General features: G+C 63.6%; 14 protein-coding genes. 4 read left to right on the top strand and 10 right to left on the bottom strand.

The genetic code is table 11. From position 1 onward, the window contains the following. Positions 1-45: 45 nt before the first annotated feature. From hslU to argS, 4 genes are all read right to left on the bottom strand, one after another. Positions 46-1,374, bottom strand: coding sequence for an HslU--HslV peptidase ATPase subunit (gene hslU, locus ACW5W7_RS14185; RefSeq protein ID WP_349920210.1), 1,329 nt, complete (start codon positions 1,372-1,374; stop codon positions 46-48). 57 nt (positions 1,375-1,431) lie between these two features. Further along, on the bottom strand, positions 1,432-1,965 hold the full coding sequence (hslV, locus tag ACW5W7_RS14190) for an ATP-dependent protease subunit HslV (RefSeq protein ID WP_434664671.1): 534 nt from the start codon (positions 1,963-1,965) through the stop codon (positions 1,432-1,434). A gap of 187 nt (positions 1,966-2,152) precedes the next feature. Then, positions 2,153-2,989, bottom strand: a complete 837-nt coding sequence (locus ACW5W7_RS14195) for an SPOR domain-containing protein (protein WP_456502136.1) — start codon at positions 2,987-2,989, stop codon at positions 2,153-2,155. A gap of 3 nt (positions 2,990-2,992) precedes the next feature. Continuing rightward, the gene (gene argS, locus ACW5W7_RS14200) at positions 2,993-4,738 is read right to left on the bottom strand and encodes an arginine--tRNA ligase (protein ID WP_456502137.1); all 1,746 of its coding nucleotides are present in this window, start codon (positions 4,736-4,738) and stop codon (positions 2,993-2,995) included. 314 nt (positions 4,739-5,052) lie between these two features. Between argS and ACW5W7_RS14205 the strand changes: the two genes are divergently transcribed. The 3 genes from ACW5W7_RS14205 to ACW5W7_RS14215 all read left to right on the top strand — a co-directional run bounded on the left by ACW5W7_RS14205 (position 5,053) and on the right by ACW5W7_RS14215 (position 6,959). Then, positions 5,053-5,619 (top strand): LON peptidase substrate-binding domain-containing protein, encoded by a 567-nt coding sequence (locus ACW5W7_RS14205; RefSeq protein ID WP_456502138.1) that lies wholly within the window; start codon positions 5,053-5,055, stop codon positions 5,617-5,619. Positions 5,620-5,752: 133 nt separating this feature from the next. Beyond that, positions 5,753-6,322 (top strand): sigma-70 family RNA polymerase sigma factor, encoded by a 570-nt coding sequence (locus tag ACW5W7_RS14210; protein WP_349920203.1) that lies wholly within the window; start codon positions 5,753-5,755, stop codon positions 6,320-6,322. Beyond that, positions 6,315-6,959, top strand: coding sequence for a ChrR family anti-sigma-E factor (locus tag ACW5W7_RS14215; RefSeq protein WP_456502139.1), 645 nt, complete (start codon positions 6,315-6,317; stop codon positions 6,957-6,959). Before ACW5W7_RS14210 ends, ACW5W7_RS14215 begins: the two co-directional genes overlap by 8 nt. Positions 6,960-7,020: 61 nt before the next feature. Here ACW5W7_RS14215 and bacA read toward each other — a convergent pair whose 3' ends face one another. From bacA to galE, 6 genes are all read right to left on the bottom strand, one after another. Next, on the bottom strand, positions 7,021-7,836 hold the full coding sequence (gene bacA, locus ACW5W7_RS14220) for an undecaprenyl-diphosphate phosphatase (RefSeq protein ID WP_349920201.1): 816 nt from the start codon (positions 7,834-7,836) through the stop codon (positions 7,021-7,023). A 203-nt stretch (positions 7,837-8,039) separates the two neighbouring features. Next, positions 8,040-9,035 carry an aldo/keto reductase gene (locus tag ACW5W7_RS14225; RefSeq protein ID WP_456502178.1) on the bottom strand — a complete coding sequence of 332 codons (996 nt, stop codon included), beginning with the start codon at positions 9,033-9,035 and terminating at the stop codon, positions 8,040-8,042. Positions 9,036-9,109: 74 nt separating this feature from the next. Then, positions 9,110-10,138 (bottom strand): galactose-1-epimerase, encoded by a 1,029-nt coding sequence (locus ACW5W7_RS14230; protein WP_456502140.1) that lies wholly within the window; start codon positions 10,136-10,138, stop codon positions 9,110-9,112. Beyond that, on the bottom strand, positions 10,135-11,283 hold the full coding sequence (galK, locus tag ACW5W7_RS14235; RefSeq protein ID WP_456502141.1) for a galactokinase: 1,149 nt from the start codon (positions 11,281-11,283) through the stop codon (positions 10,135-10,137). Before galK ends, ACW5W7_RS14230 begins: the two co-directional genes overlap by 4 nt. After that, positions 11,280-12,332 carry a UDP-glucose--hexose-1-phosphate uridylyltransferase gene (locus ACW5W7_RS14240; protein ID WP_434664659.1) on the bottom strand — a complete coding sequence of 351 codons (1,053 nt, stop codon included), beginning with the start codon at positions 12,330-12,332 and terminating at the stop codon, positions 11,280-11,282. The genes galK and ACW5W7_RS14240 overlap by 4 nt, the downstream gene beginning before the upstream one ends. A gap of 51 nt (positions 12,333-12,383) precedes the next feature. Beyond that, on the bottom strand, positions 12,384-13,397 hold the full coding sequence (galE, locus tag ACW5W7_RS14245; RefSeq protein ID WP_456502179.1) for a UDP-glucose 4-epimerase GalE: 1,014 nt from the start codon (positions 13,395-13,397) through the stop codon (positions 12,384-12,386). A gap of 216 nt (positions 13,398-13,613) precedes the next feature. On the opposite strand from galE, the gene ACW5W7_RS14250 reads away from it, so the two are divergent. After that, on the top strand, positions 13,614-14,618 hold the full coding sequence (locus tag ACW5W7_RS14250) for a substrate-binding domain-containing protein (protein WP_349920195.1): 1,005 nt from the start codon (positions 13,614-13,616) through the stop codon (positions 14,616-14,618). Positions 14,619-15,046: the final 428 nt, after the last annotated feature.

Below are 15,046 nucleotides of genomic sequence, written 5' to 3' on the forward strand. Positions count from 1 at the left end.
AAAACGCCTCCGCGAGGGAGGCGTTTTTACCGGGTCTGAGTGCACTTACAGGATGAAGCGGCTCAGATCCTCGTCCTCGATCAACTTGCCGAGGTGGGCGTTGACGTAGTCGGCGTTGATCACGAAGGTCTCACCGGACTTTTCGGAGGCGTCGTAGGAGATGTCTTCCATCAGCCGCTCCATCACGGTGTGCAGGCGACGGGCGCCGATGTTCTCGGTGCGTTCGTTGACCTGCCAGGCAGCCTCGGCCAGGCGGCGGATGCCATCCTGGGTGAACTCGATCTTGACCCCTTCGGTAGCCATCAGCGCCTGGTACTGATCGGTCAGGGAGGCGTTCGGCTCGGTCAGGATGCGCTCGAAGTCTTCGGTGGTGAGCGCGGTCAGCTCGACCCGGATCGGCAGACGGCCCTGCAGCTCGGGGATGAGGTCGGACGGACGGGCCACCTGGAAGGCGCCGGAGGCGACAAACAGGATATGATCCGTCTTCACCATGCCGTGCTTGGTGTTAACGGTGCAACCTTCCACCAGAGGCAGCAGATCCCGCTGTACCCCCTCGCGGGAGACGTCGGGGCCCGAGCTCTCGCCGCGCTTGCAGATCTTGTCGATCTCGTCGAGGAAGACGATGCCGTTGTTCTCCACCGCGTGGATGGCCTTCTGCTTCAGCTCTTCCGGGTTGACCAGACGGGCGGCCTCTTCTTCGATCAGCGCCTTCATGGCCTCTTTGACCTTGATCTTGCGCTTCTTCTTCTGCTGCTGGCCCAGGTTCTGGAACAGGCCCTGCAACTGGTTGGCCATCTCTTCCATGCCCGGCGGGGTCATGATGTCGACGCCCATGGGACTGGCGGAGAGCTCCAGTTCGATCTCCTTGTCATCCAGCTGACCCTCCCGCAGTTTCTTGCGGAAGATCTGGCGGGTGTTGGAGTTGTCGGCCTTCTCTTCCTCACCCCAGCTGTTGCGCGGGTTCGGCAGCAGGGCGTCGAGGATGCGCTCCTCGGCGGCCTCTTCGGCGCGGTACTTCATCTTCTCCATCTCGGTCTCGCGCACCAGCTTGATGGCGACATCGGTCAGGTCACGGATGATGCTGTCCACTTCCTTGCCCACATAGCCCACCTCGGTGAACTTGGTGGCCTCCACCTTGATGAAGGGGGCGTTGGCCAGCTTGGCCAGGCGACGGGCGATCTCGGTCTTGCCGACGCCGGTCGGGCCTATCATCAGGATGTTCTTCGGGGTCACCTCGTGGCGCATCTCCTCGGAGAGCTGCATGCGGCGCCAGCGGTTGCGCAGGGCCACGGCCACCGCGCGCTTGGCGTCGGCCTGACCAATGATGTGGCGGTCCAGCTCGTGGACGATTTCTCTCGGGGTCATCTCGGACATGATGCAATTCCTGTATCCGGGGCGGGCAGGGCCCACCCCTTGCAAAATGGGGTCGCCTTATTTCGGCTCGTAGTCCAGCACTTCAATGGTGTGGTTGCCATTGGTGAAGACGCAGATGTCGCCCGCGATCTTGAGGGACTTCTCGACGATGCTCCTGGCATCCAGATCGGTATTTTCCAGCAGGGCGATGGCGGCGGACTGGGCGAAGTTGCCGCCGCTGCCGATGGCGATGAGGTCATGCTCCGGCTGCACCACGTCACCGTTGCCGGTGATGATGAAGGACTTGTGCTCATCGGCCACGGCCAGCAGGGCCTCGAGGCGACGCAGAGCGCGGTCGGTGCGCCAGTCTTTGGCCAGGGCCACAGCGGCACGTTCCAGGTTGCCCTGATGGGCCTGCAGCTTGGCCTCGAAGCGCTCTAGCAGGGTGAAGGCGTCGGCGGTGCCGCCGGCGAAACCAGCCAGTACCTTGCCGTTGTAGAGGCGGTGAACCTTGCGGGCGTTGCCCTTCATGACGGTGTTGCCCAGGGAGACCTGGCCATCGCCACCGATCACGACTTGGCCGTTGCGGCGGACAGAAACTATGGTAGTCACTTTACTTACCTCGCTTGAGCCGAAAAACGGCCTGACTGTGCATGGCAAGAAAGATGGGGGTCGGATCCGGGCTTTTCAACCCTGAGTCGCAAGGGGGGCAAAAGGGGGCTCGTTTGGGTTGAAGGTCACATTGCAGATAAAAAGAAGGCAGGGCGCCGGCCCTGCCTTCCTGTTTTCGGTGAAGGGATCAGCCCTTCTTGGGGATGCAGCCGCTGATGCCGGCCCCTTGCAGCTTGCGGTTGGCGCCATCGGCGGCGGCCTTGCCATTGAAGGGGCCGACCATCACCTTGTAGACGGCGCCATTGGCACCATTGACCACCTGCAGGCTGGAGGAGAGCCCGGCGGTGAAGGCGATACGGGCCTTGAGCGACTCGGCAGAATCCTGCGAGCGCAGGGCGGCGCACTGCATCATGTAACGCCCGCCATCGGCCGCTGCCGCAGTCTGGGAGGCGGTCTTGGCCTTGGCGGCCTGTTCCCGCTCCATCTCGGCGCGCAGCTCCCGCTCCATCCGGTCACGTTCGGCCTTGCGATCGATCACCTGCTCCTGGGCGGGGGCCAGGGGGGGGGGGGTGGCGGGTTTGGTCGGCTGCACCGGCTGCGGCTGATAAGGCTTCACCTGCCCGATGGGGGTGCCCGGTTGCGGGATGGCGGTCTCCACCGGTTTGGGCAGCTTGTCCGGCTGCAGGGTCAGGGTCTCGGCAGGAGGCGGTGGCAGCACGCCCGGCTGGGGCGGCGGCTCGATGACGTCCACCTGCTTGTTCTCCAGCCGTTCGATGTAGCTCCACTTCTCCTGAGGCAGGCCATTGCCTTGGGCTTTGGGCTTGTTGGCCTTCACCTGCTCTTCGATGGTGGGGGCATCGGCCCCCTTGCCATTGATGAGGTAGAGGAAGGCGCCAAAGCCGACCACCAGGCCCCCGGCCAGCAGTGCCGGGATAACAGGAAAGCGGCGAGGTGCCGCTTTCTTGGTGTTACGACCACCGGCCCGACGTCTCGGGCTGTTGCCGACGTAATCCCGGGTTGCCATCTATTACATGCGCTCCAGGGTGTGGATGCCCAGTACGCCGAGGCCGAGTTTCAGTACCTTGGCGGTGGCGGCGCACAGCAGCAGACGGCTGTTGCGGGTGGCTTCGTCGACGCCATCCTTGTTGATCGGGCAGGCTTCGTAGAAGGTCATGAAGTTGCCGGACAGCTCGTACAGATAGGTGCAGAGCAGGTGCGGCATGCCCTTGTCCGCGACGCTGTTGACCGCGTCGGAGAACTGGATCAGCTTCTGGGCCAGGGTCTCTTCCGCTTCCTCGTTCAGCACTATCTTGCCGGTCAGGCTGGCTTCGTTGACACCGGCCTTGCGGAAGATGGACTGGATCCGGGTATAGGCGTATTGCAGGTAGGGTGCGGTGTTGCCTTCAAACGACAGCATCAGATCCCAGTCGAAGATGTAGTCGGTGGTGCGGTTCTTGGAGAGATCCGCATACTTGACCGCGCCCATGGCGATGGCGTGCACCACCTTGGCCTTCTCTTCGTCGGAGAGATCGCTGTTGCGACTCTCCAGCAGGGCCTTGGCGCGCTCTTCGGCCTCGTTCAGCAGCTCGACCAGCTTGACGGTGCCGCCGGAACGGGTCTTGTAGGGACGACCGTCCTTGCCCAGCATCATGCCGAAGGCGTGGTGCTCGAGGGGCACGGAGGCCGGTACATAGCCCGCCTTGCGGGTGATGGTCCAGGCCTGCATCAGGTGCTGGTGCTGACGGGAGTCGATGAAGTACATCACCCGATCGGCGCCCAGGGTTTCATAACGGTACTTGGCACAGGCGATGTCGGTGGTGGTGTAGAGGAAACCGCCATCGCTCTTCTGGATGATGACCCCCATGGGCTCCCCATCCTTGTTCTTGTACTCGTCCAGATAGACGACGGTGGCACCTTCGCTCTCGACCGCGAGGCCACGGGCCTTCAGATCGGTCACGATGGCGGGCAGCATGTCGTTGTACATGGACTCGCCCATGATGTCCTTCTCGGTCAGAGAGACATTCAGGCGGTCGTAGTTGCGCTGGTTCTGCTCCATGGTCATGTCGACCAGCTTCTTCCACATGGTGCGGCAGTATTCATCACCACCCTGCAGCTTGACCACGTAGTTGCGAGCGCGCTCGGCGAAGGCCTCGTCTTCGTCATACAGACGCTTGGCCTGGGTGTAGAAGGCTTCCAGATCCTTGAGCTGCATGTCGCTGGCGTGCTCGTTTTCCATCTTCTCCAGATAGGCGATCAGCATGCCGAACTGGGTGCCCCAGTCGCCGATGTGGTTGGCACGGACCACCTTGTGGCCGAGGAACTCCAGGGCACGGGCTGCCACGTCACCGAGGACGGTGGAACGGATGTGGTGCACCGCCATCTCCTTGGCCACGTTGGGGGCGGAGTAGTCCACCACCACGGTTTGCGGCGCGGGCAGCTTCACGTTGGCGTTGTCGCTGTGCACCATGGTCTCGACCTGACCGGCCAGCCAGCTGGTGTCGAAGAAGAAGTTGATGAAGCCGGGACCGGCGATCTCCACCTTGGCGACGAGGTCGGAGGCGGGCAGATGCTCGATGATGGCGGCAGCCAGCTCGCGGGGGTTCTTGCGGGCCGGTTTGGCCAGCAGCATGGCCAGGTTGGTGGCCAGGTCACCGTGAGCTTTTTCCTTGCATCGATCCACTTGCACCCGGGCTTCCAGGTCGGCGGGCAGGACGCCTGCGGACTTGAGATTGGCTACCGTTTGTTCAAGTAGATGATGAATATGCTCTTTCATAACTGACCACCGAGGTTGCGCGTCGAAAAATGACTGACTGGATAAGGGCGTGAATTTTACCCGCATCGGGCCGAGAAAACTACAGGAATGGCCCGCCCCTGTCGGGGTGGCGGATATTTCACTGCTTTTGACCGGTAATTCCAGAATATTACGTGGAATAACTGGTGCTTATCCATTTCTACTGCATATCGAAGCGACTTGTCCAGGCTATTTTCCCCTGTTTGTTAAAGGGTCTTTCAGCCGCCATTGTCATGAATGATCTCCTCGCCCCGGGCGGTCGTATCATTAGGTGACATCGACCGAGGATGATTTCGATGAAACTGGCGCTCTTCCCCCTCTCCGCTCACCTGCTGCCCGGCGGCATCATGCCACTGCGCATCTTCGAGCCTCGCTATCAGCGCATGGTCGCCGAAGCCGAGCACAGGGAGTTTGCGCTCTGCATGCTGGATCCCCGCCAGCCCGAGGCGCTGCGCAACATGTACCCCATCGCCACCCGGGTGCGGATCGCCGACTTCGATCTGCTGCCGGACGGCCTGCTCGGCATCACTGTGCTCGGGGTGAGCCGGGTGCGGATCACCGACCTCTGGCAGGAGTCCGATGGCCTGCGGGTGGGAGAGGTGGAACCCCTGCCGCCCTGGCAGACCAGTCGGCTCAACGCCGATCAGCACTCCCTGGCCAAGGCGCTGCAGGATGTGTTCAACGACTACCCGGAGTACGCCGCCCTCTATGTCCAGCCGGACTGGGACGATGCCAGCTGGGTGGTGCAGCGCTGGCTCGAGGTGCTGCCGATCCCGGTGGAACACAAGCAGTGGCTGGTGGCGGCGGAGAACAACCAGCCGGCGCTCTCCCTGCTGAGCGGCCTGCTGGTGGCAAGCCACTGAATCCAGGTGCCTCGTGATCCTTTTCCGGCGGATATCGTATCTCTTTGCATCTATGGATGGGTGACCACCGAAGCAGGGCGAGATGACATATACTAGCCAACCATCACATGTTCCATTCAGGACCTCGTCCCCCATGGATAATCCCGATGGTGATCTGACCGCCCAGCTGCTGCGGGTGGCGGAGCAGGCCGACAAGGCCGCCTTTGCCGCCCTGTTCCACCACTTCGCGCCGCGCATCCGGGGCTATGGCCTGCGCCATCTCGGCAGCGAGGCCAATGCCCTCGAACTGGTGCAGGAGACCATGTTGCTGGTGTGGCAGAAGGCGCGGCTCTATCGCCCCGACAAGGGGGCCCCCACCACCTGGATTTATACCGTCATGCGCAACCAGTGCTTCGACATGTTGCGCCGTCGCCGTGCCAGTAAAGAGGATCTCTGCGCCGAGGAGCTCTGGCCCCTGCTGGAGTTCAGGGCGCAGGAGGATCAGCTGAGTGACGGGGAGGGGAGCGTGCTGACGAGCCAGATGGCCCATCACCTCGCCATCCTGCCGCAGGCCCAGCAGCAGGTGGTGCGCGGCATCTACCTGCAGGAACTCTCCCAGCAGGAGCTGGCGGAACTGCTCGGCGTGCCGCTCGGGACCATCAAGTCGCGGCTGCGGCTGGCACTGCAGAAACTCAAGGAACAAGTGGAGCAAGACCATGATTAAAGCCCATCCCACCCCGGCCCTGCTGCGTGCCTTCGCGGCCGACGAGCTGCCGCTGCCGCTGACGGTCGGGGTCGCCGCTCACTGCGAGCTTTGCGCCGAATGTGGCGCCGACGTGAACGTCTGGGAGGCGAAGCTGGCGGCCAGCCATCTGGAAGAGGCGGCCCCGACCCCCGCGCTGGATGCCGTGCTGGCGGCCATCTTGCAACAGCCGGCCGCTCTTCAGGAGGTTCAGGCCCGACCGGCCACGGAGCTGAGAGTCGGGGATCGGATCTATCCCTTGCCCCGAGCGCTGGCCCGCTATCACCAGGCTAGCTGGCGGCGTATCGGCGGCATCCGCCACTGTCGCCTGCCACTGGCGGAACAGGGGATACGGGCCAGCCTCTTGCACGTGGCGACGGGTGGACAGATCCCGGATCACACTCACCAGGGCTATGAGCTCACTCTGTTGCTGGCGGGCAGCCTGCAGGAGGGGGAGGTACGCTATCAGGCGGGAGACTTCATCTGGCGGGATGCCCGCCACCATCACAGCCCCCATACCCCGGACGGCTGTTTCTGCTACATAGTGCAGGATGCCCCCATCCGCTTCACCAAGGGGCTGCCACGGCTGCTCAACCGCATCAGCCATCGGCTCTATTGAGCCGTCAGATCCATAAAAAAGGGACCCTTGCGGTCCCTTTTTTCATGGCGGCTCGGCCCTGTCAGGCGACGAATACCAGGTAGACGGCGAAGGCCACCACGAAGCGGTAGATGGCGAACGGGATGAAGTCGAGACGACGGATCAGCGCCAGGAAGGTCTTGATGGCGATCATGGCGACCGCGAAGGCGGTAATGAAGCCCACCGCAAACATGGGGAAGTCTGCCATGGAGAGGAAGTCCCGGCTCTTGTAGAGATCCAGGCCGCTCGCGGCCACCATCATGGGCACCGCCAGGATGAAGGAGAATTCGGCCGCCGCCTGACGGCTGATCCCCATCAGCATGCCGCCGCTGATGGTGGCGCCGGAGCGGGAGAAGCCCGGCCAGAGCGCCAGACACTGGAACAGGCCGATGCCGAGCGCCTGCTTGTAGCTGATGTCATCCAGGGTTTCGGAGCGCACGGCGGGGCGGCACTTCTCGGCGATGATGAGCAGGATACCGCCGGCCACCAGGGCGTACATGACGGTCTCGGGTCCGAACAGATTGGCCTTGATCCAGCTGTGGATGGCCAGACCGATGATCACCGCGGGCATCATGCCGAGGATGATGTGTACCAGGGAGAGGGTGGCGTGGCCAGGCGCCGGTTTCTGACCGAAATGGATACCGATCAAGCCGAACAGGCGGCGCCAGAACACGGCGACCACCGCCAGAATGGAGCCCAGCTGGATCACGACTTCGAAGGTGGCGGCCTTGGGGCCCTCGAATCCGAGCAGGTGGCCGACGATGATCATGTGGCCGGTGGAGGATACGGGTAAAAACTCGGTCAGGCCTTCCACTATGCCCAGCACGAAGGCGACAAACAGGGCGTAGGAATCGGTCATGGATCAGGTCTCTTGGTTGATGGTGCCGGATAAAATCAGCCCCGAGCGGAGTCGGGGCAGCCAATGATGGCGGAAAAGCACGCTGGCAACCAGAGAATATTTTGGCGTCACTCGCTGGTGCTGGCGGGATATTTTGCTGCCATTTTCCATCCCATGATGGCATGGCAATAATTAAGGAAGAATTAACCCTCTCAACATTCTGCTCAATCCATGATGGTCAGGATCTTCTGCTGTAGCTCTTCCTCCAGGGGGGGCAGACTCAGGGCATCCACCGCGCTGACAATCTGTTGCGCACTGCTGGCTCCGATCAGGGCGCAGCTCACCACGGTGTCCCGCAGTACCCATTGCAGGGCGAGCTGTGACAGGGCTTGTCCCCGCTGCCTGGCCAGGGCGTGCAGGGCGCGGATTTTCTCCAGCTTGTCCGGGGTGATCTGGTCGGGTTGCAGGAAGGGACTGGCGCTGGCGGCGCGAGAGTCGCTCGGGATCCCGGCCAGATAGCGATCGCTCAGCAGGCCGCCCGCCAGGGGGGAGAAGGCGACCACGCCCACCCCTTGTTCACGGCAGACTGGCAGGGTCTGCGCCTCGATGTCCCGCTGAAACAGGGAGTACTTGAGCTGATTGACGAGACAGGGGGTGCCGAGCTCGGCCAGCCGGGTCGCGGCCCTGGCGGCAAGCTCGGCGGGGTAGTTGGAGAGACCGATGTAGAGCGCCTTGCCCTGACGGACTATGAGCGCCAGTGCCTGGCAGGTCTCCTCCAGCGGCGTGCGGGGATCCGGCCTGTGGTGATAGAAGATGTCCACATAGTCGAGACCGAGCCGGCGCAGGCTCTGGTGCAGGCTGGCAAACAGATATTTGGCGCTGCCTCCGTCACCGTAGGGGCCGTCCCACATCACATAGCCCGCCTTGCTGGCGATGATGAGCTCGTCCCGATAAGGGGCCAGGCTGCCCTTGAGCAGGGTGCCGAACGTGGTCTCGGCACTGCCCGGCGGGGGGCCGTAGTTGTTGGCCAGATCGAAGTGGGTGATCCCCAGATCGAACGCCTGATGCACCATGGCCTTCACCCTGGCGGGATCGCTCCCCTCGCCAAAGTTGTGCCAGAGCCCGAGGCCAATGCTGGGCAGACGCAGGCCATGGCGGCCAGCGGGTCGGTAAGGTTGGCGCTGATAGCGGTCAGCGGCGGCCTGGTAGTGCGCATCCATGTCCATCAAGACTCCTGTGTCGATTCGGCGCTGATGGCCCCTGCCCGTTTGTGGAGAAACGGGCCAGGGCGGCATCAGCCGGCGGGAATAAAACGGTAACGGGTTTGGTGGTGATAATGCTGGCCCGGCAGCAGCCAGGGATCCCCCAGCGCCGGGCGATTCGGGCTGTCCGGCAACTGCTGCGCCTCCAGGCAGAAGCCAGCGTGATCCCCGTAACCCCGGCCGGTGCGATCCGGCGTGTTGGCGAGCCAGTTGCCGCTGTAGAACTGCAAGGAGGGTTGATTGGTATAGACCTCCATCGCCAACTGCCGATCGGCGGAACGCACGCGGGCCGCCCAGGTCTGCCCGGACTTGCCCTGCTGCCCCGCCCCATGCAGCAGATAGGCGTGATCGTACCCCTTGGCCTGCATCTGCTGGGCATGGCTCAGCCAGGCCTGGCCGATGGGGCGCTCGGCGCGCAGATCGAAGGGGCCCTCCACTGGGGTGATGGCCAGTGGCAACCCGCTGGCATCGGTGGGCAGGAAGCTGTTTGCCCGCAGGGTGATGGCATGCTGACGCACATCCCCAGCGGGGCTGTCCCCATCCAGGTTGAAATAGGCGTGGCTGGTGAGGCTGACCGGGGTGGGGGCATCGCTCTCGGCCTCGAAATCGATCACCAGATCCTGCCCCTCCAGCCGATAGATCAGCGTGACCCGCAGCTGGCCCGGGAAGCCCTGATCCCCCGCCGGAGAGACCAGGCTCAGGCTGATGCTGTCGCTGGTCTGATGAACCCGTTGCCAGCGGCGGCGATGAAAGCCATCGCGGCCGCCGTGCAGGCAGTGGGGGGGCTGGTTGGCATCCAGCTGCCAATGTTGACCGTTTCGGGTCAGTTCGGCGCCGCCGATGCGGTTGGCAAAGCGCCCCGCCACCGCCCCCAGCCACACCTGCTGGGCGGGGTAATCCTCGTCGGCGCAGCCGAGCAGCACCTCTCGTCGCTCTCCCCCAACCAGCAGGCTGAGGGAGGTCAGGGTCGCGCCGAAGTCGAGGCCGCGCAGGCGCAGCCCCGTCTCGTTCTCCAGTTCGAAGGGGATCAGAGGGTCGTGCGCCTGTCTGGCCTGGGTCATAGCCTGCCCGCCCCGGCCTTGGCGCTGCAGACATAGCAATCGGCCTTGAGGCCGAAGCGGGCCGGGTATTCGGACTCGACCCTGGCGATCACGGCGTCCACCTGTTCCGGGCGCAGCAGGGCGACGATGCAGCCGCCAAAGCCACCTCCCGTCATGCGCACGCCGCCCTCAGTGCCGATCTGGGCCTTGATGATCTCCACCAGACCGTCGATAGGGGGTACGGTTATCTCGAAGTCGTCCCGCATGGCGGCATGGGACTCGGCCATTAGTTCGCCGAGGCGCATCAGATCGCCGCTCGCCAGGGCATCGGCGGCGGCCAGGGTGCGACCATTTTCACCCACCACGTGGCGGGCACGGCGATAGCTGGTCTCATCGAGCCCCGCCTTGCCTGCTTCCAGCGCGGCCAGATCCAGGTCTCGCAGCGCCTTGACCCCGTAGTGGCGTGCGGCGTGCTCGCACTGTTGGCGGCGGGTGTTGTATTCGCTGTCCACCAGGCCGCGACGCACGTTGGAGTTGACGATGAGCACCGCCAGGTTGGTCGGCATGGGGATGAGGCGGGTTTCCAGGGAGCGGCAATCCAGCAGCAGGGCGTGGTCCACCTCGCCGCTGGCGGAGATCATCTGATCCATGATGCCGCAGTTGCAGCCGACGAACTGGTTCTCCGCCTGCTGGCCGTTGAGGGCGATCTCGGCCTGACTGATGTCGAGCCCCAGCGCTTCCTTGAAGGCCTGGCCGATGGCCACTTCCAGGGAGGCGGAAGAGGAGAGCCCCGTGCCCTGGGGCACGTTGCCGGAAACCACCAGGTTGAGGCCGCGCAAGGCATGCCCGCGCGCCAGCAGATACTTCACCACGCCGCGGATATAGTCGCTCCAGCGCTGATCCGGGTGGTGGGTGATGGCTTCATCCAGGTTGAACAGGTCGCGCTGGTTGTCGTAGTCGGCGGCGATCACATGGACCAGGTTGTCATCGCGCAGGCCGATGGCGACGCAGGTCTCGTAGTCGATGGCGCAGGGCAGCACGAAGCCGTCGTTGTAGTCGGTGTGCTCGCCGATGAGATTGACGCGGCCGGGGGCGCGCACCAGCAGATCGGGCTGGCGTTCAAACTGTTCTGCGAAGACGGCGCTGACGCGTTGGCTGGGGGTCATGGGGTCACCTCATTGGCTTGCTGCTTGTAATGAATGGGGGAGAGTGCGCGCAGTCGCTCTGCGGCCTGTTCCGGCGTCAGGTCTCGCTGGGTTTCCGCCAGCATCTCGAAGCCCACCATGAACTTGCGCACGGTGGCGGAGCGCAGCAGAGGCGGGTAGAAGTGGGCGTGCAACTGCCAGGCCTCGGGGCTATCCGTGTTCGGCGGGGCGAAGTGCCAGCCCATGGAGTAGGGGAAGCTGCACTCGAACAGGTTGTCGTAACGGCTGGTGAGCTCCTTGAGCGCCACCGCCAGATCCTGTTGCTGGGCCGGGGTGAGGTCCAGCATGGAGGGCACATGGGCCTTGGGCAGCAACAGGGTCTCGAATGGCCAGGCTGCCCAGAAGGGCACCACCGCCAGCCAATGCTCCGTCTCCACCACGATGCGCGAACGATCTGCCAGCTCCCTCTGCACATAGTCGACCAGCAGCGGGCTGCCGTGTTCGGCCAGCCAGGCGCGCTGATTCGCCTCCTCGCGGGCTATTTCGTTGGGCAGGAAGTCGCTGCCCCACAGCTGGCCGTGGGGATGCGGGTTGGAGCAGCCCATGACGGCGCCCTTGTTTTCGAACACCTGCACCCATTCCCACTGCCGGGACAGCTCGGCCACCTGGCTCATCCAGGTGGTGATCACCGCCTCGATGGCGGGCAGAGACAGCTCCGGGAGTGTCTTGCCATGATCCGGCGAGAAGCAGATGACCCGGCTGGTGCCGCGGGCGGCTTCCAGCTTGAGCAGGGGATCCTGTTCGGTGGCGGCGGCCGGGGTGTCCTGCATCAGGGCGGCGAAGTCGTTGGTGAAGACGAAGGTGTCCCGATAGTCGGGGTTCTGGTCGCCGGAGACGCGCTTGTTGCCCGCGCAGAGGAAGCAATCGGGATCGTGGGCCTGGCTCGGCGTCTGGCTTATCTTCTCGATCTGACCCTGCCAGGGGCGTTTGGCCCTGTGGGGGGAGACCAGCACATACTGGCCGGTCAACGGGTTGAAACGACGGTGCGGGTGATCAATCGGGTTGAACATCATCACTCCAGATAATGAGGTAAGAGAACATCGTGGGGAGCCGGCCTGGGCCTACTCTTCGTAACCGTTCGGGTTGGCGGACTGCCAGCGCCAGCTGTCGGCACACATGGCCGCGAGATCCCGGCTGGCACGCCAGCCCAGCTCGCGCTCGGCCTTGGCCGGATCGGCCCAGCATTCGGCGATATCCCCCGGGCGTCTTGGTTCGATGCGATAAGGCAGGGGACGACCGCTGGCCGCCTCGAAGGCCGCCACCATCTGCAACACGCTCTGCCCCTGGCCGGTCCCCAGATTGTAGGTATGGACGCCGCCCCGACCCGCACAGTGATTCAGCGCCTTGACGTGCCCTTCGGCGAGATCCATCACGTGGATGTAGTCGCGTACCCCGGTGCCGTCCGGGGTGTTGTAATCGTTTCCAAAGATGGAGAGGTGCTCGCGGCGACCGATGGCGACCTGGGTCAGGAAGGGCATCAGATTGTTCGGTACGCCCTGGGGATCTTCCCCCATGGTGCCTGATTCATGGGCGCCGACCGGGTTGAAGTAACGCAGCAGCGTCATGCTCCAGTGGGGTTCGGCGGCCTGCAGATCCTCGAGGATCTCCTCGATGATCAGCTTGGATCGGCCATAGGGATTGGTGGCGCTGCGGGGGAAATCCTCCCGGATGGGAGTGCTGGCCGGATCGCCGTAGACGGTGGCGGACGAACTGAACACCAGATTGTGGACGCCGGCCTGCTTCATGGCCTGCAGCAGGCAGAGGGTGCCGGCGAGGTTGTTCTGGTAGTAGGCGAGGGGAATGCGGGTGGACTCGCCGACGGCCTTGAGGGCGGCGAAGTGGATGATGGCGGTTATCTCCTGCTCGTTGAAGATGCGGGTCAGCAGGGCCTCGTCGCGGATGTCTCCCTCGTAAAACAAGGGCGCCTGGCCGCTGATGGCGGCGATCCTGGCCAAGACGGCTCGCTTGCTGTTGCAGAGGTTGTCCACCACCACCGGCTCCATGCCGGCGGCCTGCAAGGCGAGACAGGTGTGGCTGCCGATATAGCCGCAACCGCCGGTGACCAACACTTTTATCCTCTTCTCCACGTCTGTGCTCCCTACTTGAACAGTCTGAGCAGGAGTCTAGCCGAGGGCTTCATTCCCAAACTGTGAGCGGGGTAACATATTTATGTAAACGATTACACTAATGATGGTGGGCAAAACCCGGGTCATCTCGGTTTTTCCCCTGTTATCAGTGGGATTGCTCGGTATAATGGCCCCGTCTTGCACAGTGAAATAAGTGAAAACAGCATGAGTACCATCAAGGATGTCGCCCGTTTGGCCAATGTTTCGGTGGCAACGGTTTCACGGGTGATGAACAACTCACCCAAGGCCAGTGCCGCCTCCCGCGAGGTGGTCCAGAAAGCCATGGCCGAGCTGGGTTATACCCCCAACGCCAACGCTCGGGCCCTGGTCAGCCAGACCTGCGATACCATGGGGGTAGTGGTGGGTGACGTGGCCGATCCCTTCTTCGGTGCCCTGGTCAAGGGGGTCGCCGGGGTGGCGGTGGAACAGGGGCTACACCTCCTGATGGGTAATGGTTTTCACAAGGCGGAGCCGGAACGGGCCGCCATCGAGCTGTTGATCGGCAAGCGCTGCGACGCGCTGGTGGTCCACAGCAAGGCGCTGAGCGATGAGGAGTTGATCGATTATGCCCAGCGCTCCCCCGGCATGGTGCTGATCAACCGCGACATTCCGGCGCTGAAGGGGCGCTGCATCTCCCTCAACAACCGCCAGGGGGCGGCGACCGCCACCCGCCATCTGCTGGATCTGGGACACCGTCATATCGCCTTCGTCAGCTCGGATCACGCCATCGAGGATGCCATCTTGCGCCATCAGGGCTACCAGGATGCCCTGCTGGAGGCGGGTATCTCGGTGGATCCCGAACTGGTGGAAAATGGCGTGCCAAACGAGGAAGGGGGCGAGCGGGCCATGCTCAACCTGCTGGCCAAGGGACTGCCCATCACGGCCGTGGTGGCCTACAACGATGCCATGGCGGCGGGAGCCATCTCGGTGCTGGCGGACAACGGCCTCAAGGTGCCGGAAGAGGTCTCCGTGGTCGGTTTCGATGACATCATCTATGCCAGATACCTGAGACCCAAGCTCTCTACCATGCGCTACCCCATCGAGCTGATGGCGGCCCAGGCGGCCAAGCTGGCTCTGCAACTGGCAGCCGGAGAGAGCGAGGCGGTGGCGAGCCGCGTCTACACGCCGACCCTGATCAACCGCCACTCGGTCGCCCCGGTCAGGCTCTGACCCCGGTGTGACAGGGTGCACGCTGGTCGATAGGGTCGTCCCTGCACGGCATATCGTGGATCCATCTCCATCTGCTGACTCCGGCCAGCCTCTGACCTAGCCGCTCGTCAGAAGGCGCGAGATCGGCAGCATCTGCGGCTGCACGAGACATCACAGATCAATCACCACCCGATGGAGCGGTCAGACGCTGATCTCCCCTCTCGCCAGCAGACACAGGATCGGCAATATCTGCGTCTGCACGACTCGCGGATCAATCCCCATCCGGTGACCCTGACCAGGCCTGACCCCGGTGTGGCAGGGTTATGTGGCTGCTGGCATAAATCATCCCTGCATGTTCACCCCTGACCCACAACCCCGGTGATATCGGCCAGACACTGAGCTTGTCTCTTGCAGGAAGGCGGGCGGGGTTATCCCCTGCGCCCCATGCC

The sequence above is a fragment of the Aeromonas intestinalis genome (assembly GCF_054052485.1).